This window comes from Rhizobium sp. T1470 (genome assembly GCF_042140505.1).
Classification (GTDB): Bacteria; Pseudomonadota; Alphaproteobacteria; order Rhizobiales; family Rhizobiaceae; genus Rhizobium; species Rhizobium favelukesii.
The window spans coordinates 689,979-713,454 of the sequence record NZ_CP148092.1 but is presented as its reverse complement, the minus strand read 5'-3'; the positions used below and the strand labels follow the sequence as shown (position 1 = coordinate 713,454).

Annotated in this window: 21 protein-coding genes and 3 pseudogenes; 12 read left to right on the top strand and 12 right to left on the bottom strand. The window is 61.1% G+C overall.

The features are described from left to right. Positions 1 to 160 precede the first annotated feature (160 nt). The gene (locus WGT02_RS24610; protein ID WP_208247160.1) at positions 161 to 1,462 is read left to right on the top strand and encodes a glycoside hydrolase family 28 protein; all 1,302 of its coding nucleotides are present in this window, start codon (positions 161 to 163) and stop codon (positions 1,460 to 1,462) included. Positions 1,463 to 1,809: 347 nt separating this feature from the next. On the opposite strand, the gene WGT02_RS24605 is transcribed toward WGT02_RS24610, so the two are convergent. The 9 genes and pseudogenes from WGT02_RS24605 to WGT02_RS24565 form a co-directional block, all read right to left on the bottom strand. After that, positions 1,810 to 2,424, bottom strand: coding sequence for a hypothetical protein (locus tag WGT02_RS24605; RefSeq protein WP_024315471.1), 615 nt, complete (start codon positions 2,422 to 2,424; stop codon positions 1,810 to 1,812). Positions 2,425 to 2,683: 259 nt separating this feature from the next. Next, the gene (locus tag WGT02_RS24600; RefSeq protein ID WP_024315472.1) at positions 2,684 to 3,154 is read right to left on the bottom strand and encodes a transposase; all 471 of its coding nucleotides are present in this window, start codon (positions 3,152 to 3,154) and stop codon (positions 2,684 to 2,686) included. Positions 3,155 to 3,340: 186 nt separating this feature from the next. After that, a complete protein-coding gene (locus WGT02_RS24595) occupies positions 3,341 to 3,949 on the bottom strand; it encodes a hypothetical protein (RefSeq protein WP_024315473.1) in 609 nt (202 codons plus the stop codon). Positions 3,950 to 4,114: 165 nt separating this feature from the next. Beyond that, positions 4,115 to 4,561, bottom strand: a complete 447-nt coding sequence (locus WGT02_RS24590; RefSeq protein WP_024315474.1) for a hypothetical protein — start codon at positions 4,559 to 4,561, stop codon at positions 4,115 to 4,117. Positions 4,562 to 5,130: 569 nt separating this feature from the next. Then, complete coding sequence (locus WGT02_RS24585) at positions 5,131 to 5,547, bottom strand: hypothetical protein (protein ID WP_024315475.1); 417 nt, start codon at positions 5,545 to 5,547, stop codon at positions 5,131 to 5,133. Further along, positions 5,544 to 5,810 carry a type II toxin-antitoxin system prevent-host-death family antitoxin gene (locus WGT02_RS24580; RefSeq protein ID WP_024315476.1) on the bottom strand — a complete coding sequence of 89 codons (267 nt, stop codon included), beginning with the start codon at positions 5,808 to 5,810 and terminating at the stop codon, positions 5,544 to 5,546. Before WGT02_RS24580 ends, WGT02_RS24585 begins: the two co-directional genes overlap by 4 nt. Positions 5,811 to 5,940: 130 nt before the next feature. Next, positions 5,941 to 6,100: pseudogene (locus tag WGT02_RS24575) on the bottom strand (DUF736 family protein); the annotation flags it as partial. Positions 6,101 to 6,394: 294 nt separating this feature from the next. Further along, positions 6,395 to 6,587 (bottom strand): annotated as a pseudogene (locus WGT02_RS24570) (histidinol phosphatase); the annotation flags it as partial. After that, complete coding sequence (locus WGT02_RS24565) at positions 6,584 to 7,441, bottom strand: GNAT family N-acetyltransferase (RefSeq protein WP_208247915.1); 858 nt, start codon at positions 7,439 to 7,441, stop codon at positions 6,584 to 6,586. The gene WGT02_RS24565 and the pseudogene WGT02_RS24570, both read right to left, overlap by 4 nt. A gap of 269 nt (positions 7,442 to 7,710) precedes the next feature. Here WGT02_RS24565 and WGT02_RS24560 point away from each other — a divergent pair, with 269 nt between their 5' ends. The 11 genes and pseudogenes from WGT02_RS24560 to WGT02_RS24510 all read left to right on the top strand — a co-directional run bounded on the left by WGT02_RS24560 (position 7,711) and on the right by WGT02_RS24510 (position 21,127). Then, entirely contained in the window at positions 7,711 to 9,039 is a 1,329-nt protein-coding gene (locus WGT02_RS24560) for an FAD-binding oxidoreductase (protein WP_024315479.1), read from the top strand. A gap of 11 nt (positions 9,040 to 9,050) precedes the next feature. Further along, positions 9,051 to 10,174 (top strand): annotated as a pseudogene (gene argE, locus WGT02_RS24555) (acetylornithine deacetylase). Positions 10,175 to 10,195: 21 nt separating this feature from the next. Continuing rightward, positions 10,196 to 11,119, top strand: coding sequence for a glyoxylate/hydroxypyruvate reductase A (locus tag WGT02_RS24550; RefSeq protein ID WP_024315481.1), 924 nt, complete (start codon positions 10,196 to 10,198; stop codon positions 11,117 to 11,119). Between the two features lie 28 nt (positions 11,120 to 11,147). Continuing rightward, positions 11,148 to 11,501 carry a cupin domain-containing protein gene (locus tag WGT02_RS24545; RefSeq protein ID WP_024315482.1) on the top strand — a complete coding sequence of 118 codons (354 nt, stop codon included), beginning with the start codon at positions 11,148 to 11,150 and terminating at the stop codon, positions 11,499 to 11,501. Positions 11,502 to 11,506: 5 nt separating this feature from the next. After that, the gene (locus WGT02_RS24540) at positions 11,507 to 11,977 is read left to right on the top strand and encodes a GNAT family N-acetyltransferase (RefSeq protein WP_024315483.1); all 471 of its coding nucleotides are present in this window, start codon (positions 11,507 to 11,509) and stop codon (positions 11,975 to 11,977) included. 87 nt (positions 11,978 to 12,064) lie between these two features. Continuing rightward, positions 12,065 to 14,107: a hydantoinase/oxoprolinase family protein gene (locus WGT02_RS24535; RefSeq protein WP_208247158.1), complete on the top strand. Its 2,043-nt coding sequence runs from the start codon at positions 12,065 to 12,067 to the stop codon at positions 14,105 to 14,107. Positions 14,108 to 14,109: 2 nt separating this feature from the next. Next, positions 14,110 to 16,080: a hydantoinase B/oxoprolinase family protein gene (locus tag WGT02_RS24530; protein ID WP_208247156.1), complete on the top strand. Its 1,971-nt coding sequence runs from the start codon at positions 14,110 to 14,112 to the stop codon at positions 16,078 to 16,080. Positions 16,081 to 16,107: 27 nt separating this feature from the next. Beyond that, a complete protein-coding gene (locus tag WGT02_RS24525) occupies positions 16,108 to 16,998 on the top strand; it encodes a LysR family transcriptional regulator (RefSeq protein WP_040680918.1) in 891 nt (296 codons plus the stop codon). Between the two features lie 169 nt (positions 16,999 to 17,167). Next, on the top strand, positions 17,168 to 18,595 hold the full coding sequence (locus WGT02_RS24520; RefSeq protein ID WP_208247154.1) for an aldehyde dehydrogenase: 1,428 nt from the start codon (positions 17,168 to 17,170) through the stop codon (positions 18,593 to 18,595). Between the two features lie 13 nt (positions 18,596 to 18,608). Continuing rightward, positions 18,609 to 19,652, top strand: a complete 1,044-nt coding sequence (locus WGT02_RS24515) for a tartrate dehydrogenase (protein ID WP_024315487.1) — start codon at positions 18,609 to 18,611, stop codon at positions 19,650 to 19,652. A gap of 17 nt (positions 19,653 to 19,669) precedes the next feature. Beyond that, positions 19,670 to 21,127 carry an NAD-dependent succinate-semialdehyde dehydrogenase gene (locus WGT02_RS24510; protein WP_024315488.1) on the top strand — a complete coding sequence of 486 codons (1,458 nt, stop codon included), beginning with the start codon at positions 19,670 to 19,672 and terminating at the stop codon, positions 21,125 to 21,127. Between the two features lie 178 nt (positions 21,128 to 21,305). Here WGT02_RS24510 and WGT02_RS24505 read toward each other — a convergent pair whose 3' ends face one another. The 3 genes from WGT02_RS24505 to WGT02_RS24495 all read right to left on the bottom strand — a co-directional run bounded on the left by WGT02_RS24505 (position 21,306) and on the right by WGT02_RS24495 (position 23,465). Continuing rightward, positions 21,306 to 21,713: a type II toxin-antitoxin system VapC family toxin gene (locus WGT02_RS24505; RefSeq protein ID WP_024315489.1), complete on the bottom strand. Its 408-nt coding sequence runs from the start codon at positions 21,711 to 21,713 to the stop codon at positions 21,306 to 21,308. Further along, on the bottom strand, positions 21,713 to 21,967 hold the full coding sequence (locus WGT02_RS24500) for a type II toxin-antitoxin system Phd/YefM family antitoxin (RefSeq protein WP_024315490.1): 255 nt from the start codon (positions 21,965 to 21,967) through the stop codon (positions 21,713 to 21,715). The genes WGT02_RS24505 and WGT02_RS24500 overlap by 1 nt, the downstream gene beginning before the upstream one ends. A 223-nt stretch (positions 21,968 to 22,190) precedes the next feature. Further along, positions 22,191 to 23,465 (bottom strand): FAD-binding oxidoreductase, encoded by a 1,275-nt coding sequence (locus WGT02_RS24495; RefSeq protein WP_024315491.1) that lies wholly within the window; start codon positions 23,463 to 23,465, stop codon positions 22,191 to 22,193. Positions 23,466 to 23,476: the final 11 nt, after the last annotated feature.

The window sequence follows — 23,476 nt, the reverse complement described above, 5'->3', positions numbered from 1 at the left end:
TTTCGCTCCCTTCAAGCCGATTGTTTGTTCGTAACCATGACGAATTAAATACGAGTTTTCGATAGTGTCAACATAAACACGTCGACTGACGGCACTTAGTTCGTCCTGTTGACGAATAAACTGGTGCGCCTTAAATGTTGGCAAAGCGCAAGGAGACGCAATGGACATTTCCGTCGAAGCAAATGGCACTGATCTGCAGCAATTCATCGACAGGCTGGCTGCTGCCGGCGGCGGAACTCTTGTGCTTAAGGCGGGACGGCACCGCATGGGACCGATCCGGCTTGCGAGCGGCGTAACCCTGTCGATTTCAGAGGGAGCGATACTCGAATTCGTGCCTGACTATGAGCTTTATAGCGCAAATTCGGTGAGCGTGATCGCGGAAGGGTCCAACCGTGCTTATATCGTGGCGCATGGCGCGCGTGATATTGCGATCGTCGGTAAGGGAAAGATCGTTGCCTCAGGCCACGCTTTCAATACCGGCTTCGATGAAACGGTCGGCACCTTCACACCGAGCGAGAAGCGTCCGAGAGTGCTTGTGTTCGAGGATTGCAACAATGTCAGGCTCGAGGGCTTTACCATCGAGGACTCTCCGATGTGGACGGTTCACCTCGTCCGCTGCCACGACGTGACCCTCAAGAATACGAAAGTCTTCAACGATCGCCAACTTCCAAACACGGACGGGATTGTCATCGACAGTTGCAGCCACGTTGCCGTGAACCATGTCGTCATCCGCACCGCCGACGACGGAATCTGCCTGAAGACGAGCCGAAGTGAAATGGGCATCGGGCGCTGCGAGAAGATAGACGTCGCAGATTGCATCGTTGAGAGTAAGAGTTGCGCATTGAAAATAGGTACAGAGAGTTTCGGCGATATCCGCGATGTTCGTTTTACGCGTTCCAAAATCCAGGAATCAAACCGCGGCCTCGGCATTTTCTCCCGTGATGGCGGAGTGATCGAAAATGTTGTCTTTTCGGATATAGAGCTCGACTGCCACGAGACGCCCGACGGCTTCTGGGGCTCAGGTGAGCCGTTGACGATCACCCAACTCGACCGTCGCCCGGAATTGCCAGCGGGAATCGTGCGAAACGTCCAGGTGGAGAACATCACCGGCCGCTGCCATGGCGCGATTAACCTCTTTGCGGAAAAAGCCGGAGGCATCCATGGCGTCACGCTTCGAAACGTGCATCTGAAAATGGACGAAGGTCCGTTGGGAACGGCCAGACAATACGATCTTCGCCCGACCAACGCCGATCTCACACCGCCGGGCGATGTGGTGGGGCGCGGCAACGCGTGGCTGCGTGGCACCGACGGAAAGATAGTCGGGCTTTTCGACTATCCCGGCGGGATGCCGACGCTCTTTGCACACAAGGTCACAATGCTGGTGCTAGACGATATCGACATTCAACGTCCTGCATCGTTGCCGACCGGGTGGAGTAAGCTGACGTCTGTCTTGGAGGATTGATGGCGGCGAACCCTTCGATGCCTTATCTCGGCACCTCATCCCCGTGATATTTGAGCCTCGCAGGACGAAATGAAGATCATCCAAGCGAGATCGGCCGCGCCGAGGCCAGGCCAGCGACATTGCGATGGTTCGCCAGGGCGAGAGCCTTGGTCAGGTTAACCGGCACATTGCTCAGCTGTGGTTGCCGAATATCGACATGGTCATGAAGCCTAAGGCCCCAGTCTCTTCGCCGATACTCGCAACACGTGGTTCTCGGCTCCAGGCAGCGGAAATCGCAAACCAGCCTTGGAGTCCGAGCGCATGGTCAAACGTCGACCCTGACTTGCGCTTGCTGTTACTGATGCGCTTTAAGCGACGCCAAATCGTTCAAGCATCTTCTTGAGTTGCAGGTTCTGCCGATGAAGATGCTCTGCCCATAACCGCTTGAGCCGTCTGTTCTCAGCATCAAGGGCAATCACCTCATCAAGGGAGATCGAACTCAAAATGGCTTCGGATTTCTCACGTAAATCCGTCGTCTTGCCCGTCCTTAGACGGCCAGTCTCACGAGCCGGCTTGCGTTTTCGGGATTTTCCATCGGCGTTCTTCGATGCTGGTTGTGGCTCCGATGTATCCCCGCTTGCGGGCATCTGTGCAACAACGGCCTTGTTCGCATCTTCGGCCTTCTGTGGCAGTGTCCCTTCAACGTCGATCCTTGCAGCTGAAGGCATGCCTTCCGGCGTGCCGTCAGCGCCCCTGCCACGTCCAGAAACCGAATTTGTCTGGAGCTGGGTAGGCCCGCCGCCTTCCGCGTCGACCTGCGTGTGCGGCGCCTCGGTCGACGAAAACAGATGCGGTGCCTTGTCTTCCACCTCGCGGGCCAACGCTTTAAGGTCCGTTCCACCCCAAATTGATGCCGCCTGCGCCTTCTGCAGTCGTCGTCCTCCCTTGATTTCTACCACGAACTGGCGCTGTCTTGTTTTCATATTGTCTGGTGTCCCGAGCATATCGCAAGACCGGCGCCGACTGGCGCCCCTTAAGGCCTGCCTTCTGCTGAATACAGAACCAAGCAGGATCGTTCAAGAAGGGTGGGGCTACGCGCAAAAGCCCTTACGGCATGAAGGGCTCGCAGGGGCCGTCATTGTGAGACCCTGCCAAGCCGAAATCTAGAGGTTGAAGGCCCATCATTTTCAGGCCTGGGCGCTCCAGCAACCACAAAGAGCGCGGGAGCGATCCGAACCAACTTCAGTCTAATCCGAGACGCTTGCGCAGTTCGGCGTTTTCCGTCCGCAACTTTGCAGCCAGAGCTTTGCGAAGCTCAAGGTTCTCCTGTTCGAGTTGAACGAGATCCTCGAACGCAGCGACAGCGGCAACTGACTTCTGCTCGGGTTGCTGGACAGGCTTAGCGGCTCTTTTCCAAAGATAGTACGTCTGCTCCGAAATACCGGCCTTTTTGATAGCGTCCTTGAGCGTACCGCTGCCCCCGGAGGCTTGCATCTCGATAAGCTTCAGCTTCTCGATTTTTTCCTTGTCGGTGTGCTTCCTTGGCTTGGCTGCTGGCGCCTTTGGAGCCGTGGCTTGGGTGGCTTCGTGAGGCGATTGCGCAGCTGTTTTCTGGCCGCGTGGCGATCGTTCTTTTTTGGGCGCTGGTATTTTCACCTCGCCATCGGTGTCCGCCATTATTGCAATAGGTCCGGTTTCACTCTCGTCAGCCATCAACAACTCCCTCGTTAAGACGTTTCTTTTCATCCCAGTGAACCAAAGAGTCAATGAAGCCACACCAAAGTTCGCCAGGGAAACCTTCAAGCCAATATGTGTTTGGTGTCGAGAAGCTCATCCAACAGCAACTGCACCTTGTGCCAATCGAAAAAGCGCGGTGACGATTTGTCGGTGTAGGCAGGCTCACGAAAGATCAAACCGCTCAAGCATCTTCTTAAGCTGAAGGTTCTGCAAATAGAGCTTTTGAGCCAAGAGCCTTTTCATCTGCTTGATTTCGTCGTCGAGGCCCGCCACTTCATCGAAGAAGCGAGGCTCCTTGAAAGTCAAGGATTGAGCGCCTTGATCCTCGTTTATGTCAACAGCGCTGTGCATGGCCGCCCGGACGCGGCCCCGCTTCGGGCGTTCTGGACGCTTGTTTCGCGGTATTCGTGGAGACTGTGTGCGTGTCTTGCTCCCCTGCACGAACGCATGCGCTTCAACACCTGAATGATCGGCCTGATCACTGTTCGATGTGCGACGTTCCTCAACACTGGCTGATGGCAGGACAGCTCGTGCGACATCGAGATCGCCCTCAGGTTCATTTGAAGCCGTCGCCATTTGATCAGCTGGGACGTCCCCCTCGTGCTCAGCTTTGTCCAACGCTTCCCTTGAATTCGAAGGCAGCGCCGAGGGGTGTTCGACTTCGCTGTCGAAAGGCTCGGAGACCGGATCATCCCCAATCGAGCTCTCTTGTGCTTCTGGCTGCGGTCGCCGCGACCTGAAGCCAACAAGATATTTCCATGGTGATTTCATCGTGTTTCAACCTTGCAAACTGCACCGCAATGCTGCTGCAGCTTCCAATACAACCTCATGCGTCGTTCCCCCGCCGGCTCACGACGTGAACTCGGTGAATTTTCCTGCCGAAAATGCAGTGACCGAGGTCGTTCTCACGACCCGGCCACCTGCCCCACTCGGTGGTTAATCGAGTCCGAGCCGCTTACGCAGCTCGGAATTCTCCTTACGCAACTTTTCCGCCAGCGTTCTTCGAAGCCTCTGGTTCTCCTCTTCGAGTTGAACAAGATCTGCCATCTCATCGATTGCCAGAACAGACGACTTTGCCGTTTGTTCAATATGCTTCGCAGTCTTCTTCCTTCCGGCACTCTTGATGGTGGAGTTGAGCGTGCTCGCGCCTTCAGTGACTTTCGTCGCGATCGACTTGAGCTTGCCTGCTCTATCTTGTTCGCCACGCTTCCCGGGTTTTGCCGTCGGGGTCTTCGCACTCGTCGCCTTTGAAGCTTGAACCGGTGCGACAGCCGTCTTTTGACGCCGTGGTGCACGCGGCTTCTTGGGCGACGCGGGTGTTTTTACGGGGGCATCGTTCTCAACAACGTCAGCAATCAAGTCTGGATTATTCTCGTCAGCCATCAGCTATCTCCCTCTGTAGTCAAGCCCACCTTTCGACCTAGTGAAAGGCGGAGTCAAGACAAGTGCAACGGATCGCTGACTGCTCTCCTGCAAAGGCCGGCATCCCCGGGTCTCCGCTCGGCCTGCCGAGTGGGTGGGATCCGGAGGGGAAGAAAGTTTCGGGTGGCCGTTGCGGGAGGACGATCAAGGCTCGAGCCGGTCTCCAGTCAGACATGCGTCATCGAGCTCGCAGAGGGCCTGGCCTACGACTGAGACGGTGGCGGCCCTCGCCGGCAGACTTCAGCCCCAACACGGTCCAGGGGCGACCCACTCTCCCGACCGCCATCATCACCGCGCCACGCCGCGACGCAACCGGCGAAAGCGCTCACGCATGTGCCCTTAACGCCTGCTGTCGATGATTTGCCACCGGACAAATCCGAGCAGCCCTCGGGCCGGGGCTCGGCGTCATCATGCCGGCGATCCACCGTCAACCGGCTTCGAGCGGCGCCGCCACTCCTCCACGCGGTGCCTCGCCGAGAGTGAGATCCCCGCCCCAACCCAGCACTCCGGCGGGTGAAATCTTGCAGGCACTATTTGGACCGGCTGATCTCGGCAAGCGACTTGCGGCGCGCGATGAACTCGCGGAGAAGGGGAAGGAAGAAGGCCTTGCTGAACCGCCCGATGGGTGGTTCAGGCTCAAGGTAAAAGGAGCGGCCGACGACATCGCTGTTGAATTCATCGAGGACGATCCAGAGCCGCAAATCTGCATCGCGACCGGCCCGCCGTTTCTCGATCGCGGGAATTTCCGCTGCGAAACGAGCCTTCTCTGGCTGTTTCGTTGTGATCGGGAAAAACAGAACCAGATCACCGTCAGGTCTTGAAAGTCTCACGCCAACGGCAACTGGGCGATCCTTGCGGCCCTCGGTCTCACCCTTGCCGGCCTCCCTCGCCCAGAGATAGGGATAGCGGATCACCGTCGCGGTCTGGATGGCGTCGTAGCCGCTCACCGGCTAACCTCGTCAGTCTCGGCATAGGTATCGACTGCGGCCTCGAGTTCGTCCAGCAATTCGCGCGGCATGGTTTCGAGCGTGCCCACCGACCGCGCGTCGGATTGCCGCATCAACCGCTCATAGTCATCGATGTTGAGAAGTACGAGGCGCGGCTTGTTGCGCTGTGTGATCGTCACCGGATGCCGCAAGGCTTCCGCGATAATATCGCCGGATTTTCGAGATAGATCGCTCGTTGAATATGAGCCACTGGGACGGGGCATACTTATCTCCATGGTGTCTGCGCGAACTCGACTATAGCGCTTGCGCAGGCGAAAATACAGCATTTACAGCATTTCTGTAATACTGTTATTGCGGCCGATTGGCCCCCGGTGACAGGGTTTTGGCCGGATCTCAATCCCGGTTCGGTCGGGACCAGATCAACTGGAGGCGTCCTCGACTTCGGCGAGCGTGGCGTAGATCGGAGCAGGACGCTCGGGTCATCGAGCTTGACCGAGAGATAGTCGCGGCGCTGCTCGGAGGTCTTCTGCCGGGCGGCGGCGAGCTCGACGTTATGCGGAGTGGGGCGATTTAGGCATCTGTCTTTCTGAACTATCGCTCCGGTATACTGCGCATAATTCCGGGCTGAAAATGAGCAGGCATGTCCTGCGTCGGTTATGCGTGAGCGTTCTTTCCCGCGAGGAATGTGGCAAAGCCGCAGGGGAAGCCGCAGGGGAAGAAGGTCGGAGAAGCCGTTGCAGGCCAAGGGCGAACCGGCGCAAGACCAGCCAAAAGAGAGGCCGTGGGGGCTTCACCAGCCCTGTCGAACGAGAGTGAGGCTGGCGATCGGCATTATCCGTTGTGTGTTCGGCACAAGCGGCGCCATCCGTCCCGTGCGGCCGAGGCGGACAACATCGCGCACGGTGCGGCGCGTATCCGTCGTCGACTGCTGCTCGACGAAGGCGACGCGGCGGGTGAGCGCCGCACGCGACAGCCTTGACCCGCCGCAGCCGACAGATCGACCTGAGCAGGCTGGATTTGCCCAGATTGGATTGGTTCAACCGAGTGTCTGGCTGGCAAGCGCATAAGTTCTTGGTTGGCGTGGCGCGTCGCCTTCACCTACGTTCAGCCAACGCCGTCCCAGCGACATGGATGTCACGGTGTCGTAAACGGAGAGACCGCAGCGCGACAGAAAATCGGAAAACCTGCCGTCTTTCTCGCGTGTGTCGAGCCGCAGGAAGGAGGCTATATGTCGGACCGCATGCGGATGAATCACGGCGATTGCATCTTCGTCGTTGGTGGCGACGACGGGCCCGATTACGTGGCCACGCCCAAACCGCCGACAAAGCGAAAAGGCTTCCATCTTGTCGCCGCGCATCAGCCCGATGCCCTTAGAGCATGTCAGCAGTCGGACCAGCAATGTCCTGCGATCTGCACCGAAGGCGGCCTTGTCCAATTCGACGATGGTATCCAGATCCCCGGGCTCCAACGGCCGGCGCACGCTGCCGGCGGGGGCATCGAGTTCCGGTGGAGCAACCGCTTCACCATTGCATTGGTAGACAGTCGCCTCTCGGGCGAAGTTCAAGGAAAGGTACAGGCGCCGCGCGGCTCGCGTAGCGTTAAGTCCAAGGTCGCGTCCTGCAACCCGATCCAAGACATGGCCCATCAGCCATTGCCCGGCACCGTTGGATTGCAGGCGCGGAGAGGTAATCACCATACCGATCGTGGCAAAATGCTCATCATAGGGAAACCACATCGCAGAGCCCATTATGCGGCCGATTTCGTCCATCGCAACGATGCCCTCGCCGACTTCCCGCAGGAACTGCCAGTCTTCGGCGCGGTGCGGCCATCCGACAGAGATCGATAGTGCATGCAGCTGATCGAGATCTGTGGTGCTGAGATCGGCAATGCGCATGTCGAAACTATCGACAACTCTCGATTCTCTTGGGACCACGTGCGTTTCTCCCGAACACCGATCTTCACGCCGAACGCGATATCTCGCATCGGCAGGTCGACTTAAAGGTATGCCAGGACCACCGATAGAAATTGCTTGTGAGGCTACTGCAAACACAACAATCGACCAAATCTACCGCGATTTCGGCATGTAACGCCTGGGCCGATGTCTAGGATCATCGAAACAGGCTCGAGCCGGCGACACCGCCGTGAAAAGTTAAGAGATCAGAGATGTCGCCTCCGGTTAGCCCCGTTTCCAGTTCCTCCAGAATTCCATCCCGTGCCGATGTCGTTGTCATTGGTGGCGGCATGGCCGGCGTGACAGCCGGCTATGAACTGGCGCGCCGAGGAACGTCTGTCGCCATCATCGAGAAAGGCCTGGTTTCGGGCGAGCAATCGAGCCGCAATTGGGGATGGTGTCGCCAGCAGAACCGCGATCCGCGCGAACTGCCGCTCGCCCAGCTCGCGATGCGTATCTGGGCGGGACTGAATGCTGAACTCGGCGAAGAAACCGGCTTTCGCCGCACGGGTCTCGTTTACGCTTCTGGCAACCCGGCAGATATCGCAAGTTGGGAGAAATGGGGCCAGATCGCTCGTGCTTTCGACGTCGATACGCGTCTGCTAACGAGTGCTCAGACGGCTGCCCTCTTGCCTGGAAACGGCCGCAACTGGCTCGGCGGCGTGCATTCCCCCACCGACGGCCGCGCCGAGCCGCAGCTTGCGGTTCCCGCTCTTGCCCGCGCCGCCCAGCGCCTCGGCGCCATCATCGTCCAGAACTGCGCCGTACGCGCATTCGAGACCGCAGCCGGCAGCGTATCCGGCGTGGTGACGGAACAAGGCCTGATCCGCTGCGCAGCCGTCCTCGTCGCTGGAGGCGCCTGGAGCGGCATGTTGCTGCGCCACCAGGGCGTCCGCTTTCTGCAGGCCTCGGTGAAGTCCACGTGTTTCTACACCGAACCGGCTGCTGCGGTGACCGAAGGCGGCATTTCGATGCAAAATGTCGCCCTGCGCCGTCGCCTGGACGGCGGCTACACGGTGGGCCTGAGTGGCCAGGGGCAATTGCAGATCACTCCCTGGGGTCTGATGCAGGCGAAAGCCTTCTGGCCGACCTTCCAGGTGCGCCGCAAGGGGCTGACCTTTGCCATCGGGCGTCAATTTTTCGAAGGACCGGAGGCGCTTTCCCGCTGGCAGGCCGATGGTGTCTCGCCCTTTGAGCGCGTTCGTACGCTCGACCCGGCACCCGACAGGCGCCTGATCGACACGGGCTTGAAGCGATTGCAGGAAATCTATCCGCAGCTCGCCGGCCTGAAGGTCGCGCACGCCTGGGGTGGCATGGTCGATTCGACCCCGGATGCGATCCCGGTTATCGCCCCGGTCAGGGCGCAGCCCGGCCTTTTCATCGCCTCCGGCTTCAGCGGTCACGGCTTCGGCATCGGCCCTGCGGCCGGGCGCCTTGCAGCCGACCTTATTCGAGGCGACACGCCGTGCGTCGATCCGACACCCTATCGCTATGAACGCATGATCGACGGCACCGATCTCGGCAAGCCGGGTATGCTGTGAGGACCACAACAATGCAGGCAATGGAAATCCTTGAAACGCTTGTTGGCTTCCCCTCCGTCGTCGGTACGCCCAATGCCGGGATCGTTGCCTGGATTGGCGATTATCTGCAAAGCCACGGCATCGACGTCACCATCCTTCCCGGCCCGGAGGGTGATCGGTCGAACCTCTTCGCCACCATCGGCCCGAGGGAGATGCCGGGCTATATCCTTTCGGGCCATATGGACGTGGTCCCGGCTGCCGAGAATGGCTGGACGAGCGACCCCTTCCGGCTGCGCGCTGAAGCGGGCCGCCTATACGGACGCGGCGCGACAGACATGAAGGGTTTTCTTGCCGCTTGTCTTGCTGCCGCCCCTAGCCTTGCGCAGGCACCGCTTAGGCGACCGATCCACTACGCTTTTTCCTATGACGAAGAGGCGGGCTGCAAAGGGGTACCGCACATGATCGCGCGCCTGCCGGAGCTCTGTAAAACTCCGCTCGGCGCCGTCATCGGCGAGCCGAGCGGCATGCGCGCAATCCGCGCGCACAAGGGGAAGGCAGCCTCCCGGCTGACGGTCAAGGGTCGTTCCGGTCATTCCTCACGTCCCGACCAGGGGTTGAATGCCATTCATGCCGTCGCTGGCGTGCTCGCCCAAGCGTGGCGCAGGCCGAGCGGCTGGCCCGGGGTCCCTTCGAGCCCGTGTTCGAGCCGCCCTACTCCTCTCTCCAGGTTGGCACACTGAAGGGTGGACAGGCGGTCAACATCATTCCGGATTGGTGCGAGGCCGAGTTCGAGGCACGCGCAATTTCCGGCGTTGATCCCGGCGTGCTGCTTGCACCCATCCGAGCCGCCGCCGAGGCGCTGTTGGAACAGGGCTTCAAGGTCGAATGGCAGGAACTGAGTGCTTATCCGGCGCTTTCGCTTGCCGCCGATGCGCCCCTTGCAACGCTATTTGAGGAACTGACCGGGCGCGAGCCGCTCGCCGCCGTCAGCTATGGTACAGAAGCCGGGCTTTTCCAGCAGGCGGGCATCGATGCGATCATCTGTGGGCCCGGCGACATCGGACGCGCCCACAGGCCGGACGAATTCATCTGCGCAGACGAACTCTTCGCCTGCCAGGCGGTCATCGAGGCGCTCGGCGCGCGCTGCACCGCCTGACGATCAAGAAGGAGTTCCGCCATGGCCTTCCTCTTCAATTCCGATACCAAGCGCGGCGCAATTTTCGCCGAAGCGTTCGCGCGCGAACTGCCCGACATTCCCTTTTCGCTCGACCCGGCGACAGTCGATCCGGAAGTTGTGCGGTACCTGATTACCTGGACGGTGCCGGAAAATCTCGCGCGATATCGCAATCTCGAGATCCTCTTTTCCATCGGCGCCGGCGTCGACCAGTTTCGTATCGATGCCGTTCCGGCGCATGTGAAGGTAGTACGGATGGTCGAGGACGGCATCGTCCGGATGATGCAGGAATATGTGACACTCGCCGTGCTCTCGCTTCACCGTGATCTGCCGACCTATCTGAACCAGCAGCGACTGCGGTCCTGGCAGGCAATCGCACCGGTTCAGGCGTCAGAACGGCGCATCGGCGTGCTTGGCCTCGGCATGCTCGGCACGCAGGTGCTCGAACGACTGAAGCCTTTCGGTTTCCCGTTGTCGGGATGGAGCCGCAGCCCGCGCCAGATCGGCGGCGTCAGGTGCCTGAGCGGCCGGGACGGACTGGACACGCTACTGCGCGCAACCGACATTCTCGTCTGTCTCTTGCCGCTGACAGATGAGACACGCGGCCTCCTCAGCGCAAAACTCTTTGCGCAACTCCCGGCCGGTGCCGCGCTCGTCCATGTCGGCCGCGGCCCGCAGCTTGACCATCAAGCCCTCCTTGAGGCGCTTGACAGCGGCCATCTCAGCGGTGCGGTGATCGATGTCACCGATCCGGAGCCACTGCCGGCGGACCATCCCTTCTGGATCCATTCGAAAATCCTGCTGACGCCGCATATCGCGAGCGTCACCCAACCTGAAAGCGCCGCTGCGGCGGTGATCGAAAACATCAAGCGCTTCCGCGCTGGCCTCGACCCGGTCGGGCTGGTCGATCGCCACCGCGGCTACTAAGTTGTCAACCCACCGGATAAGGAAACCCATGTCCCTCTTGAAGACGATCGATACTGATCCATCCTTCGCGCCGCGTCAGTCCGTCGCCCACCCGGACCGCCTGATTTCCGGCGATCCGTCCTTCAAGACCTGGGCGCAGGACGTCGCCCGCGAAGAGATGATCCACACGGGCGTGTGGGAAGCGACCCCGGGCGAGACGCGCTCGATCAAAGGCGAGACTTTCGAATTCTGCCATATTCTTTCGGGCGTCGTCGAACTCAGCCCGGAAGGCGGCGCGCCGGTCGTCTACAAGGCCGGCGACAGCTTCGTCATGAAGCCGGGCTTTGTCGGGGTCTGGAAGACGATCGAGACCGTGCGCAAGATCTATGTGACGGTGATGTGACGCCGATGCCGCGCGACCCGATCGTCTTCGAGGCCTACCGGAACGGCTACCTGCTCAGCACCGATCGCACTCGCCTCGATCCGGCAACGGTCCACCGCTTCCTGGCAGGCGATTCCTACTGGGCGCGCGGCATGACGCTCGAGCAGCTCAAGCGGGCCTTGGACCATTCACTCCCCATCGGCATCTACGCCGAAGACGGCACGCTCGCCGGCTTCGGCCGTTTGGTCACCGACTATGCCATCTTCGCCTATCTGCGCGATGTCTTCACGCTGCCGGCCCATCGCGGCCGGGGGCTTGCATCCTGGCTTGCCGACGAGATCCGCAATCATCCGGAACTCGTCGACGTCACCAGTTGGATGCTCGCGACGAGGGACGCGCACGCCGTCTACGAGAAGGCCGGCTATCGACGGGCTCCGCATCCCGAATACTATATGACCGTTCCAAAGCCCGACGAGGCGCAGGCCCGCGAGCCATAACCGCGGGTTATGGATCGCTTTCATGTCTTTCGTGGTTTCGACTGCTGCTTGCGCGCATCCTCTCATTGACCACACAGGAGACGCGCCATGACCTATCGCATTGGCGTCGACGTCGGCGGGTCCTTTACGGACTTTGCCGTGTTCGACACAGGCACCGGAAACCTCGCTACACTGAAGGTCTTCTCGCGGCCGGATGCGCCTGGCGAGGAGATTGTCTCTGCTCTCGACATGCTCTCCGAGCGCTATGGAATAGAGCCGAGCGAGGTCTCCTATTTCACGCATGGAACAACCGTCGGCGTAAATACCGTCATTGAGCGCAACGGCGACGACATTGCTCTTTTCACCACGAAGAATTTCGAAGACGTGCTGCAGGTCGCGCGTCTCAAGATCCCCGAGATCCACAATCTCTATTCCGTGCGTCCGCAACCGCTGATCAGCCGCGACCGGGTGTTCGGTATCGACGAGCGTATCCTGGCGAGCGGCGAGGTTCTAAAGACGCCCGATGAGACGGACGTGGCCTGTGCCGTCCAGGCGGCGATCGACGCCGGCTGCAAGGGGATCGTCCTCGCCTTTCTGCATTCCTACCGCAATGGCGCCAACGAGCATGCCGTCAAGTCGATGATCGAGCGGCTCGCACCGGGGCTGCCGGTCATATGCTCGGCTGCCACCTGGCCGATCATCCGCGAATATGAACGCACCATCACGGCCGTGATCAGCGGCTACGTCCAGCCACGTGTCGCCAATTATCTCGACCGCTTCGAAAAGGTACTGCGCGAGCGCGGCGTCACCTGCCCACTGCTGATCACCAAGACCAACGGCGGCGTCATGGGCATCGATCAGGCTCGCTCACACTGCGTCCAGATGATCCTGTCCGGCACCGCCTCGGGCGTCATCGGTGCCGGCTATCTGGCCAAGGCGAGCGGCTTCGAGCGTATCATGAGCCTCGACATCGGCGGCACCAGCGCCGACGTCGCCGTCATCATCGATGGCGAGGCGCAGTACGGCACGGGCGAACTGATCGGTGATTTCCAGATCCATGTCCCGTCAGTGTCGGTAAGTTCGGTCGGCCAGGGCGGCGGTTCGGTTGCCTGGATTGATCGGCTTGGGCTTCTCCATGTCGGGCCCCAGAGCGCAGGCTCAACTCCTGGTCCCGCCTGCTATGGCCGCGGCGGCACAAAGCCGACGATCACTGACGCGATGGCGGCCGCCAATCTCATCGGCCATATGCCGCTCGGCTATGGTGCCGTGAATGTCGATCACGCCGCATCGCGAGCGGCCCTTGCCCCGCTCGCCGAAGAGCTCGACACCAGCGTCGAGGAACTTGCCGGCAATATTGTCGATATCTCGGTGTCCGGCATGTATGCGGAGGTGAGCGCGCTCGTCTCGCGCTTTGCCATCGACCCGCGCGAGTTCCACCTTTTCGCCTTCGGTGGTGCCGGCGCGATGCTCGCCTGCTTTCTCGCCAGGGAGCTCGACATGCGGGGCGTCGTGGTGCCGCCGACCCCTGGTGTCGTGTCCGCCTATGGCGGGCTCATCGCCGATCTCAAGAACGACTTCGTCCGCACGGTCTATTGCGAGGTGACGGTCGGGGCGCTGGCCGACCTTTGCGCAACCCTCGGCTCACTTGAAGTAGAGGCGCGCGCCTGGCTCGAGACGCAGGGCTACAGCGGCCGCGGAAGCATTCGTCTCTCCGCGGACATGCGTTACCTCGGTCAATCCTTCGAGATCGAAACGCCGATCCAGCCTGCCTGGCTTTGCCACGGCGATGCCGCTGCGATACGAGCCGCCTTCCACCAGGAGCACGATCGCCTCTACGGCCACCGCGACGACAACGCCGACGTCCAGATGGTCAGCCTGCGTCTCGTCATTGCCGGCGCCACGCCGAAGCCGCCGCTCAATCCCATTGCTGCCGGGAAAGCTCCAGCCGCGCCGCGCCTTCACGTCGACGGCTGGTTTTCGGGCCGCAGTTGGGTGACCGGCGTCTATCACCGCGCCGACCTGGCCGCAGGCCATCGCTTCCACGGCCCGGCGATCGTCGCCCAGGACGACACGACCACCATCGTACCGCCGGCCTTCGAGGTCCTCGTCGACCGCTTCGGCAATCTTGTTATCACCAGGACGGAGCTCTGATCATGGCCATCGACCGCCGCAACCTGAAGGTGCTCGCAAACTTCTGCTCGGCAGCCGCCGACGCGATGGCCTTCACGCTGATGCGCACCGCCCATTCCGCCTTCGTCAAGGAGACGGAGGATTTCTCCTGCCAGATCGTCACGCGCGAGGGGCTCGCCTTCGCCAATCCCCGCCAGTTCGGCGCCCCCTGGTACAGCGGCATCGACTATGCCTCGCTGATCGAGGCCTTTAACGACTATGAGGAGGGCGACATCTGCATCACGAACGATCCCTATTCAGGCTTCGTCGCCACCCATTCGCCCGACATCCACATCTGGAAGCCGGTTTTCTTCGAGGGGGAGATTGCCTGCTTCGTCGTCGGCCACATCCACAACACCGATGTCGGCGGCGCTGTACCGGCCTCGCTCTCCCGGTCCTTGAGCGAGATCGAGCAGGAGGGCCTGCGCCTCCCGCCGACGAAGCTTGTTTCGAAGGGTGAGATGAACCGCTTCGTCCTCGACGTGATCCGCGTCAATGTCCGTTTACCGGAACAGAACCTCGGCGATCTTCATGCGCAAATCGCTTCTGTCAATGTCGGCGAGCGCAAGATCCGGGAGATCATAAGTCGCTTCGGCTACCGGACCTTCCTTGAGGGTGTCGCGCAGATTCTCGACTATGCCGAGGCGCAAACGCGCAGTATCCTGGCGCGCGTGCCAGACGGCGATTATTTCTTCGCCGACTATGCTGACGAGGATTCCGTCGGCGGCAAGCCCTGCAGGATTGCGCTCACCCTCAAGATCCGCGGCGACGAGGTCGTACTCGACTATACCGGCTCGGACCCGCAACTCGGCTCCTCACTCAACATGCCGACCGGCGGACGGGACCGCCATCCGCTGGTGATGGTCGGCCTGACCTATGTGCTTTACACGCTGGACAAAAGCCTGCTCCTCAACGCCGGCACATTGAGGCCTGCCCGTGCGATCCTGCCCGAGGGCTCGGTCGTCAACTGCAGCCGGCCAGCAGCCGTCGGCATGCGCTCGCTCACCTGCGCCATGACCCAGATCGTCACCGTTGGCGCCTTCGTCCAGGCGCTGCCCGACCTGATGCCCGCTGCCTCCCCGGGCGGCAACGCCATCATGAACATCAAGACGACAAGTCGGGCCGGACGCCCGGTCATGGCCTCGATCGGGCCGGTCGGCGGAGGCGGCGGAGGCACGCCTGCCGGTGACGGCAGCGACGGCGCAGGTGGTGCCACGGGTTTTCTGCGCAATACGCCGATCGAGATCAGCGAGGCAGAGGTGCCGATCCGCTTCCTGCGGTACGGCCTGGAGCGCGATACGGGCGCGCCTGGTCGGCACCGCGGCGGTCTGTCGGCCGTCATGGAGTTTGAGATCTCGGCGCCGGAAACCATCATCACCGCCCGCAACCGCAATCGCTCGATCATGCCGGCCTGGGGCGTGAACGGTGCACATGCCGGCAGCATTTCCCGGTTCCTTCGCAATCCGGGCCGGTCCGACGAGGTCTCGCTCGGCAATACTGATGTCGTCCACTGCGGTCCCGGCGACGTGATCCGCGTCGTTGGCCCCGGCGCCGGTGGCTATGGCGACCCCCTGTCGCGGCCGGCGGGCGAGGTCTTGAAGGACGTACGATGCGGCGCCGTCAGCGTTGCAAGCGCTAAGCGGGACTACGCAGTCGTCATTCGCGTCGGCAGTGTCGACGAGGAAGCGACCGCAGCCATCCGTTCAGGCCACCGGCCTGCAGTGGCGGAAGTCATCACCCATGGCGTTGAACGGCGGGCCTTCGAAGCGATCTGGAACCTGGAGCGCTACGATCTCCTGACCGCCTTCCTCGCCTCTCAGCCAGTCGGCTGGCGGTATTTCCTCAAGCATCGGATATTCGAGGCGGTCGAGAAGGTCGCGGGCGATCGCCCCCCTGTTGCGGAGGAGATGCGGATGCTGTTTGAGACGATGCGAATCCGCTACGCTCTCAGCTGAGAACGAAACTGCTGGAGGCGCCGTCTCATGAACATCCGCCAGCTCGAAGTCTTCCGGGCAATCATGCGCGACGGCACCATCACCGCCGCCGCCAATTCGCTCGGCGTTTCGCAGCCGGCAGTCAGCAAGCTGCTCGCCTATCTTGAAGATCAGCTTGGCTATCCCCTGTTCGAAAGGATCGGCGGCCGGCTCGCACCGACGACAGAGGCGCATATTCTTTATGGCGACGCCGATCGCGTCTTTCGGCAAATGGAGGCACTTTCATCCCTTGCCCGCGACGTTGGCGCCAGCAAGATCGGGCTCATCCGCATCGCTGCCAGCCTGCCGCTTGCCTATTCGGTCCTACCGGTGGCACTCACCGCCTTCCGCAACCACCATCCCGAGGTGAAAATCCATCTTCATACGCTGCCGAAGCGTGAGATTGCCGAGGCGTTATTGCTCGGTGACGTTGACGTGGGTGTCACGCTGTCACCGATCCTAGCACCGACAGTACGGGTGGAAACCCTCTATTCCGCCAAGATCGTGGCGATCCTGCCCGCGAGTGATCCGCTGACCACGGAAGCAACGCTCACGCCGGCCGCCCTTGCTGGGCGGTCCATCATCTCCTACGGCTCCCACGCGGAGTTCGGCGCAGCTCTCGACGACGTCTTCGCAGCGGCTGGACAAGTGCGCGAGGTCTCGATCCAGATCGCTTCCTCGGTTGGCGCCCTGCCTCTGGTCCGTCAGGGGCTTGGCATTGCGCTGGTCGACGGACTTGCGCTATGGAGCCCAGTTGAGGGGATTGTCTCCCGGCCTTTCCGTCCAGCGATCCCGACACCAGTCTCGCTGACGATCAATGAGGCCCGGCCGCAATCACGCTTCGTTCCACCGTTCTGCGAATGCCTCAGGCAAGCCTTCGCCGACACCCCGCAAATGTAGCCTCTGCACGACCGCCAAAGAATTGACTGTGGCGTCGCCGAAAACGTAATTTTCCGCCGTCCCGGCATCGCCCGTCGATGCATGCTGCTTCTGTGGCCGCGCTAACCTCGCCTTTAGGCCCACCCAGAGGACGCGCAATGACACTGAGTTTGATCCGGACAAACTTCCCTTGCCTGTCGGACATTTCATCGGCGACCGGCTGGTACCGGCTGACGGGGTCATCGACATGCATCGCCCATCCGATGCCAAGGCCTATAGTGGTTGCCCGGTCGCTGACGAGAACATGGTTGATCGCGCCGTCCAGACCGCCAAACAGGCCTTGAAGGTGAGCAACTGGGGCGGCGTACGCCCACGCGAGCGCACCGTCGCGCTGCAGCGCTGGGCGGACCTTATCGAGAGCGAGGCCGAAACGCTTGCGAAACTCGAAGCGCTTTCCTCAACACGCCCCGTCGGCCAGCTTGTCACCGGCGATATCGCCGTCACCGCAGAGCAGATCCGTTTCTTCGCCGAATTCGCCGATAAGGAGGGAAGCGATCTCGTTCCGACGGACGACAGCAATCTCGGCATGATCATCACGGAACCTTACGGTGTGGTCGGCGCCATCACGCCCTGGAATTTTCCTATTTCCATGGCTGGCTGGAAGCTTGGTCCCGCACTCGCCGCCGGCAATGCAGTGGTTCTAAAGCCGTCCGAACTGACACCGTTTTCAACCATCCATCTCGCCGAACTGGCAATCCGGGCCGGCCTACCGGCGGGTCTCATCAACATTGTTCTTGGCGACGGCCAGGTTACGGGCAATGCCATGACCGGCCATCCGGAGATCGCCAAGATCAGCTTTACCGGCTCGACCGCAGCCGGTTCTGCGATCATGGCCAATATCGCCCGCACAGGCGTCAAGCCGATGACGCTGGAACTCGGCGGAAAGAGCCCGCAACTGGTTTTTGCAGACGCCGATCTCGACAAGGCTGCCTCAGTCATTTCCCAAGGCATACTTTCCAATGCCGGCCAGGCCTGCGTCGCCGGCTCCCGGCTGATCGTCGAGGAATCCATTGCGGCCCCTCTGGCCGAAGCGATCGTCGCACGCATGAAGATGGTGAAGGCAGCGCCGACCTGGGACGAGACGACACAATATTCGCCGATCATCTCGAAGCGCCAGTTGAGCCGTATCCACGGCATTGTCGAGTCGGCTGTTTCGGCCGGCGGCGAATGTCTGTTCGGCGGCGCACCGATGGATGCGCCGGGCTATTTTTATCAGCCGACATTGATCGCCGTTCGCGAGCCCTCGCCTGCGGTCACGCAGGAGATCTTCGGGCCTGTCCTTACGCTGCAGACCTTTGTAGACGAGGAGGAGGCGCTCGCGCTCGCCGACCATCCGACCTACGGGCTTGCCGCCGGGCTCTTCACCCGCGACCTATCGCGCGCGATCCGGCTCACCCGTCGTCTGCAGGCAGGTACCGTCTGGGTCAACCGCTACAACCGTTCGCGCGACCATATCTTACCAACCGGAGGCTACAAGCAGTCGGGCATCGGGAAAGATCTCGGCCGCGAGGCTTACAACGCCAACCGCAAGAGCAAGAGCGTCTTGATCAGCCTTTGAGGACGATATCGCCATGACACATCACAGGATCGCACTTATTCCAGGCGACGGTATCGGGCGCGATGTCACAGCCGCCGCCTGGTCGGTTCTAGAGAAGGCAGCCGCGATCGGCAAATTTAGGCTGGAAGGCACGGAATTCCCGTGGTCATGCGCCTTCTACAAGCAGACCGGCGCCATGATGCCCGCTGATGGCATCCAGATACTGCGCGGCTTCGACGCTATCCTTCTTGGCGCCATTGGCTGGCCGGCAGAAGTGCCCGATTCCGTATCTCTGCACGGCCTGCTGCTACCAATCCGCAAGGCCTTCGTGCAATACGCCAATATCCGTCCGCACCGGCTTCTGCCTGGCGTCCAAGGTCCCTTGAAGGCGGAGGCTTTCGACATCGTCTGCATCCGGGAAAATACTGAGGGCGAATACTCCGGCGCCGGCGGCCGTGTTCATCAGGGGACCGCCGACGAGGTCGCGGTGGAAACCTCGATCTTCACGCGCACCGGCGTCGAACGGGTGCTGCGTTTCGGATTCGAGCAGGCGCGCTTGCGTCGCGGCAAGCTCGCCTCGGTGACCAAATCGAACGCCCAGAAATATTCCATGGTGTTCTGGGACGAAATCACCAGGGAGCTCGCCGCCCAATACCCGGACGTCGAGGTCACGATGTATCACATCGATGCCATGGCCGCCCGGATGGTCATGGCACCGGAAAGCCTCGACGTTGTGGTTGCCTCGAACCTCTTTGGCGACATCCTGACTGATCTGGGCGCGGCCATCCAGGGCGGTCTAGGATTTGCTGCTTCCGCCAACATCAATCCCGATCGAAGTGGTCCCTCCATGTTCGAGCCGGTGCACGGATCGGCGCCCGATATCGCCCATCTCGGCATTGCCAACCCGATCGCCACCATCTGGTCCGGCGCAATGATGCTTGATCATCTCAGCGAAACGGACGCGGCACGAAGGATCATGGAGGCGCTGAAAAGGACGACTGCCAGTGGCATAGGCACCGTCCCGGGCAAAGACAGAACGGAAACCATCACTGCGGCGGTTCTTGCCGCGCTCGACTGATCGTTTGGAGAATGAGCATGAAGACGTTGAACGACACGGAACTGTTCCGGCAAACGGGCCTGATAGGCGGGACGTGGACCGGCGCTGCCTCTGGCGGGGTCGTGGAGGTGATCGACCCGGCGACCCAGACGATCCTCGGTACCGTTCCAGATATGGGGGCTGCCGAAACGCGCGCCGCGATCGAGGCTGCCGATGCAGCCTTCACACCGTGGAAGAAGAAGACCCATGCCGAACGCGCCGGCCTCCTCGAACGCTGGTATGCGTTAATGATCGAAAACCTTGAGGATCTGGCGCTCCTCCTTACGCTGGAACAGGGCAAACCGCTCGACGAAGCGCGCGGTGAGATCCGCTATGGCGCCGCCTTCGTCAAGTGGTTTGCGGAGGAAGCGAGACGCATCGGCGGCCATACCATTCCCTCTCCAACCCCCGACCGCCGTATCGTCGTGCTTAAAGAAGCAGTCGGCGTCTGCGCCATCGTCACGCCCTGGAATTTCCCGAACGCGATGATCACCCGCAAGGTCGCGCCTGCCTTGGCGGCCGGATGCACCGTTGTGATCAAGCCGTCGGAGTTCACGCCGTTTTCCGCGCTGGCACTCGGTGTGCTTGCGGAGCGGGCGGGCATCCCGGCCGGGGTCGTCAACATCGTCACTGGCATGCCCACGGCCATTGGCAACGAGATCATGGCCAATGTGACGGTGCGCAAGATTTCGTTTACGGGCTCGACACGCGTCGGCTCGCTGCTGATGCGCGGTGCAGCCGATAGCATCAAACGGCTTTCACTCGAACTCGGTGGCAACGCCCCGTTCATTGTCTTCGATGATGCCGATCTCGATCTCGCGGTGGAAGGCGCGATCGCCTCCAAGTTCCGCAACGGAGGTCAGACTTGCGTTTGCGCCAACCGCATCCTGGTCCAGGCTAGCGTATACGACGCCTTCGCCGAAAAGCTCAGCGCCCGAGTGAGGGCGATGAAGGTCGGGCCGGGAACCGAGCCAGGTGTGGCAATTGGCCCGATGATCAACGAGGCGGCGATCACCAAGATCAACTGCCATATCGACGATGCGCTTGCGAAAGGCGCTAAGATCGCGGCCAGCGGCAGATCGCTACCGGAGGGCCGGCAATACACCGCCCCCATCGTTCTGACCGGCGCCACAACAGAGATGCTGCTTGCGAAAGAAGAGACCTTTGGCCCTGTCGCGCCGCTGTTTCGCTTCGAAACCGAGGACGAAGCGATCAGGATTGCCAATGCCACGCCCTTCGGTCTGGCCGCCTATTTCTACACCGAGAGCCTCAAGCGCTCCTGGCATGTCGGCGAAGCGCTCGAGTTCGGCATGGTCGGGCTGAACACCGGGGCAATTTCGACCGAGGTTGCCCCCTTCGGCGGCGTGAAACAATCCGGTCTTGGTCGTGAAGGCGCCCAATGCGGCATCGAGGAATATCTCGAAATGAAGAGCTTCCATATCGGCGGACTTGGCTGACCGAGGCCATCGAGTTTGACGGCATCCTCGATGGCGTTGAGCTCGTGACCCTCTTACATCTTCACGAGGATTATTTTGATGAGATTGTCAGCGAGCGGATGTCAAGCGCCTTCCGATCCTATGACAACCGTGCAACGAAACGGAAATTTGCAAGGCAGGGTGTTCCAACATCCCCCACTCACGCGTCTGGATCCCACGGGTTGGCAATGATGGCACCAGTGTCCTCGAAGTCCGCGACATTCCGCGTGACAACGATGAGATCGTGAACGATTGCCGTCGCCGCGATCAAACCGTCGATATCGCCACGTGGACGGATTGCGGCGATGCGACCCCATTCGACTGCAATTTGGTCTGATATGGGTAGAATGCGCTCACCATGGTCGTGACGCAATTTGCGTAGCCACTCTGCGAGATGGGCAGCCGACTTCGGGTCGTTCTTCTGCTTAAGGGCGATGCCTCGCATGATTTCGCCCAGCGTGAGCACGCTCAGATGGACCGTTAGAGGATCGACCGATCGCAGCCACGATTTGGCCTGAGGCGTGCCGCGGCGCGCCTCTGAGATGACGTCGGTATCGAGAAGATACATCAGAAGGCGACTTCTCGGCTTGGTGTCCTAGAGCGATCGCTCACCACCTCTGAGAGGGCGTCATCCCAAGCAGGTCCCGACAGCAGATCGTCAACCAGGGTCGGCCGGCCGGCGCGCAAGGCGTCGTATTCGCGGGCCGACAGCACGACGGCCGCGCGTTGGCCGCGTACGGTTACCACTTGTGGCCCCTCGTCCCGAGCTTTCTGAACGACTTTTGAAAATTGGTTCTTAGCGTCCTGTAACTGCCATTCCATGATTCTCATCCAAGCTAGCCTGTCTAGCTATATAGCGCGTCCAGCTGTTGGGATCAATCTCGCTATCGCCGGGCCAGCCCAAGCTCTTCATCCTGCCGATCCCGAACGGTCCAGTATTTTGGTCGGTCGCGGGCGGAGGTCCGGCATTGCGCAAGCAACCGAGGTTTGCGCGAAGGGTTGTCGGCAGACTTTGGGCGCCCGGTTCCGGATGGATGATTGGCCGTTATTGAAACCGGTCGAGCGTCTTGTAGTACAATCCGACCAGCGGCAGGAACCAGGGCTTGCCGAAATGGCCAGGAACGGCCGGCCAGTCGAGGCCCTTGACCGGGTTACGGTCAGCCTTGCCGAGAATGGCGTCGGCCATGATCATGCCGAGATGGGTGGACAGCTGCGCCCCATGGCCGGAATAGCCCATGGCGTACCAGACGCCATCGACATAGCCGGCGCGCGGATAGCGGTCCTTGGTCATATCGACGAGCCCACCCCAGCAATAGTCGATCTCTACCCCTGAAAGCTGTGGGAAGATTTCAAGCAGGCTATTGCGGAGAATGTCGCCACTCTTTGCATCCGAGCGCTGATCGGACGTTGCCGAAAACCGGGCGCGGCCTCCGAATATAAGCCGGTTGTCTGGCGACAGCCGAAAGTAGTTGCCGATGTTCATCGAGGTGACACAGGTGCGGTTGCCCGGCATCGTCACCGCAATTTCTGCATCCGTCAGTGGACGCGTTGCAATGAGAAAGCTGCCGACGGAAACAATCCGACGTCGGAAATAGCCGAACACTGGCGGCGTATAGGCGCCTGTCGCGACCAGCACGTGGTCTGCGGTAACGGTGCCCCGTACAGTCGCGAGGCTATGGCGACCGTTGCCACTTTGGTGCGCGGTCACTGCCGCCTTCTCGAAGATGGTGGCGCCATGGCGCGCGGCAGCACTGGCAAGGCCGACGACATAGCGTCCCATATGCATCATGGCGCTCTTTTTCGACAGCATGGCACCATGGAAGGGCGAGCCGACCTCGCTTTCAAGATCATTTGCACTAAGAAGCGCCGTCTCCGGGTCCACCTCTTTGTGAACTGCCTCGAAATTGCGGGCGATCGCATCGAAATGCTGCGGCTTGGACGCGAGCTTCAGCTTTCCCGCGCGACGGAAATTGCAGTCGATCCCCTCCTTTACGACGATTGCCTCGATGGTATCGATCGAAGCGTCGAGCGCTTTGTAGAGCGCGATGGCTCGCTCCTTGCCGAGTTCGGCCTTGGCGGCAATGAAGCTGTGGGCAAGGCCGTTGTTGAGATGGCCGCCATTGCGTCCCGAAGCACCCCAGCCGACCCGCTCTGCCTCCAGCACGACAACCTTTGCGCCGGCCTTTGCCAGCTGGCGCGCCGCGGCAAGGCCAGTGAAGCCGCCACCGACAATGGCGACGTCGTAGTGTCCTTCGACAGGACCTTGCATACCGCCTTCAAAAGCGGGGGCCGTATCGTGCCAGTAGGATTGGAACTTCATCGCCATGCCTT

Excerpts from the sequence above, each read along its gene's own strand:
- WGT02_RS24610 (WP_208247160.1), top strand. The coding sequence starts at position 161 with ATGGACATTTCCGTCGAAGCAAATGGCACTGATCTGCAGCAATTCATC.
- WGT02_RS24605 (WP_024315471.1), bottom strand. The coding sequence starts at position 2,424 with ATGAAAACAAGACAGCGCCAGTTCGTGGTAGAAATCAAGGGAGGACGA.
- WGT02_RS24600 (WP_024315472.1), bottom strand. The coding sequence starts at position 3,154 with ATGGCTGACGAGAGTGAAACCGGACCTATTGCAATAATGGCGGACACC.
- WGT02_RS24595 (WP_024315473.1), bottom strand. The coding sequence starts at position 3,949 with ATGAAATCACCATGGAAATATCTTGTTGGCTTCAGGTCGCGGCGACCG.
- WGT02_RS24590 (WP_024315474.1), bottom strand. The coding sequence starts at position 4,561 with ATGGCTGACGAGAATAATCCAGACTTGATTGCTGACGTTGTTGAGAAC.
- WGT02_RS24580 (WP_024315476.1), bottom strand. The coding sequence starts at position 5,810 with ATGCCCCGTCCCAGTGGCTCATATTCAACGAGCGATCTATCTCGAAAA.
- WGT02_RS24565 (WP_208247915.1), bottom strand. The coding sequence starts at position 7,441 with ATGCGCATTGCCGATCTCAGCACCACAGATCTCGATCAGCTGCATGCA.
- WGT02_RS24560 (WP_024315479.1), top strand. The coding sequence starts at position 7,711 with ATGTCGCCTCCGGTTAGCCCCGTTTCCAGTTCCTCCAGAATTCCATCC.
- WGT02_RS24550 (WP_024315481.1), top strand. The coding sequence starts at position 10,196 with ATGGCCTTCCTCTTCAATTCCGATACCAAGCGCGGCGCAATTTTCGCC.
- WGT02_RS24545 (WP_024315482.1), top strand. The coding sequence starts at position 11,148 with ATGTCCCTCTTGAAGACGATCGATACTGATCCATCCTTCGCGCCGCGT.
- WGT02_RS24540 (WP_024315483.1), top strand. The coding sequence starts at position 11,507 with ATGCCGCGCGACCCGATCGTCTTCGAGGCCTACCGGAACGGCTACCTG.
- WGT02_RS24535 (WP_208247158.1), top strand. The coding sequence starts at position 12,065 with ATGACCTATCGCATTGGCGTCGACGTCGGCGGGTCCTTTACGGACTTT.
- WGT02_RS24530 (WP_208247156.1), top strand. The coding sequence starts at position 14,110 with ATGGCCATCGACCGCCGCAACCTGAAGGTGCTCGCAAACTTCTGCTCG.
- WGT02_RS24525 (WP_040680918.1), top strand. The coding sequence starts at position 16,108 with ATGAACATCCGCCAGCTCGAAGTCTTCCGGGCAATCATGCGCGACGGC.
- WGT02_RS24515 (WP_024315487.1), top strand. The coding sequence starts at position 18,609 with ATGACACATCACAGGATCGCACTTATTCCAGGCGACGGTATCGGGCGC.
- WGT02_RS24510 (WP_024315488.1), top strand. The coding sequence starts at position 19,670 with ATGAAGACGTTGAACGACACGGAACTGTTCCGGCAAACGGGCCTGATA.
- WGT02_RS24505 (WP_024315489.1), bottom strand. The coding sequence starts at position 21,713 with ATGTATCTTCTCGATACCGACGTCATCTCAGAGGCGCGCCGCGGCACG.
- WGT02_RS24500 (WP_024315490.1), bottom strand. The coding sequence starts at position 21,967 with ATGGAATGGCAGTTACAGGACGCTAAGAACCAATTTTCAAAAGTCGTT.
- WGT02_RS24495 (WP_024315491.1), bottom strand. The coding sequence starts at position 23,465 with ATGAAGTTCCAATCCTACTGGCACGATACGGCCCCCGCTTTTGAAGGC.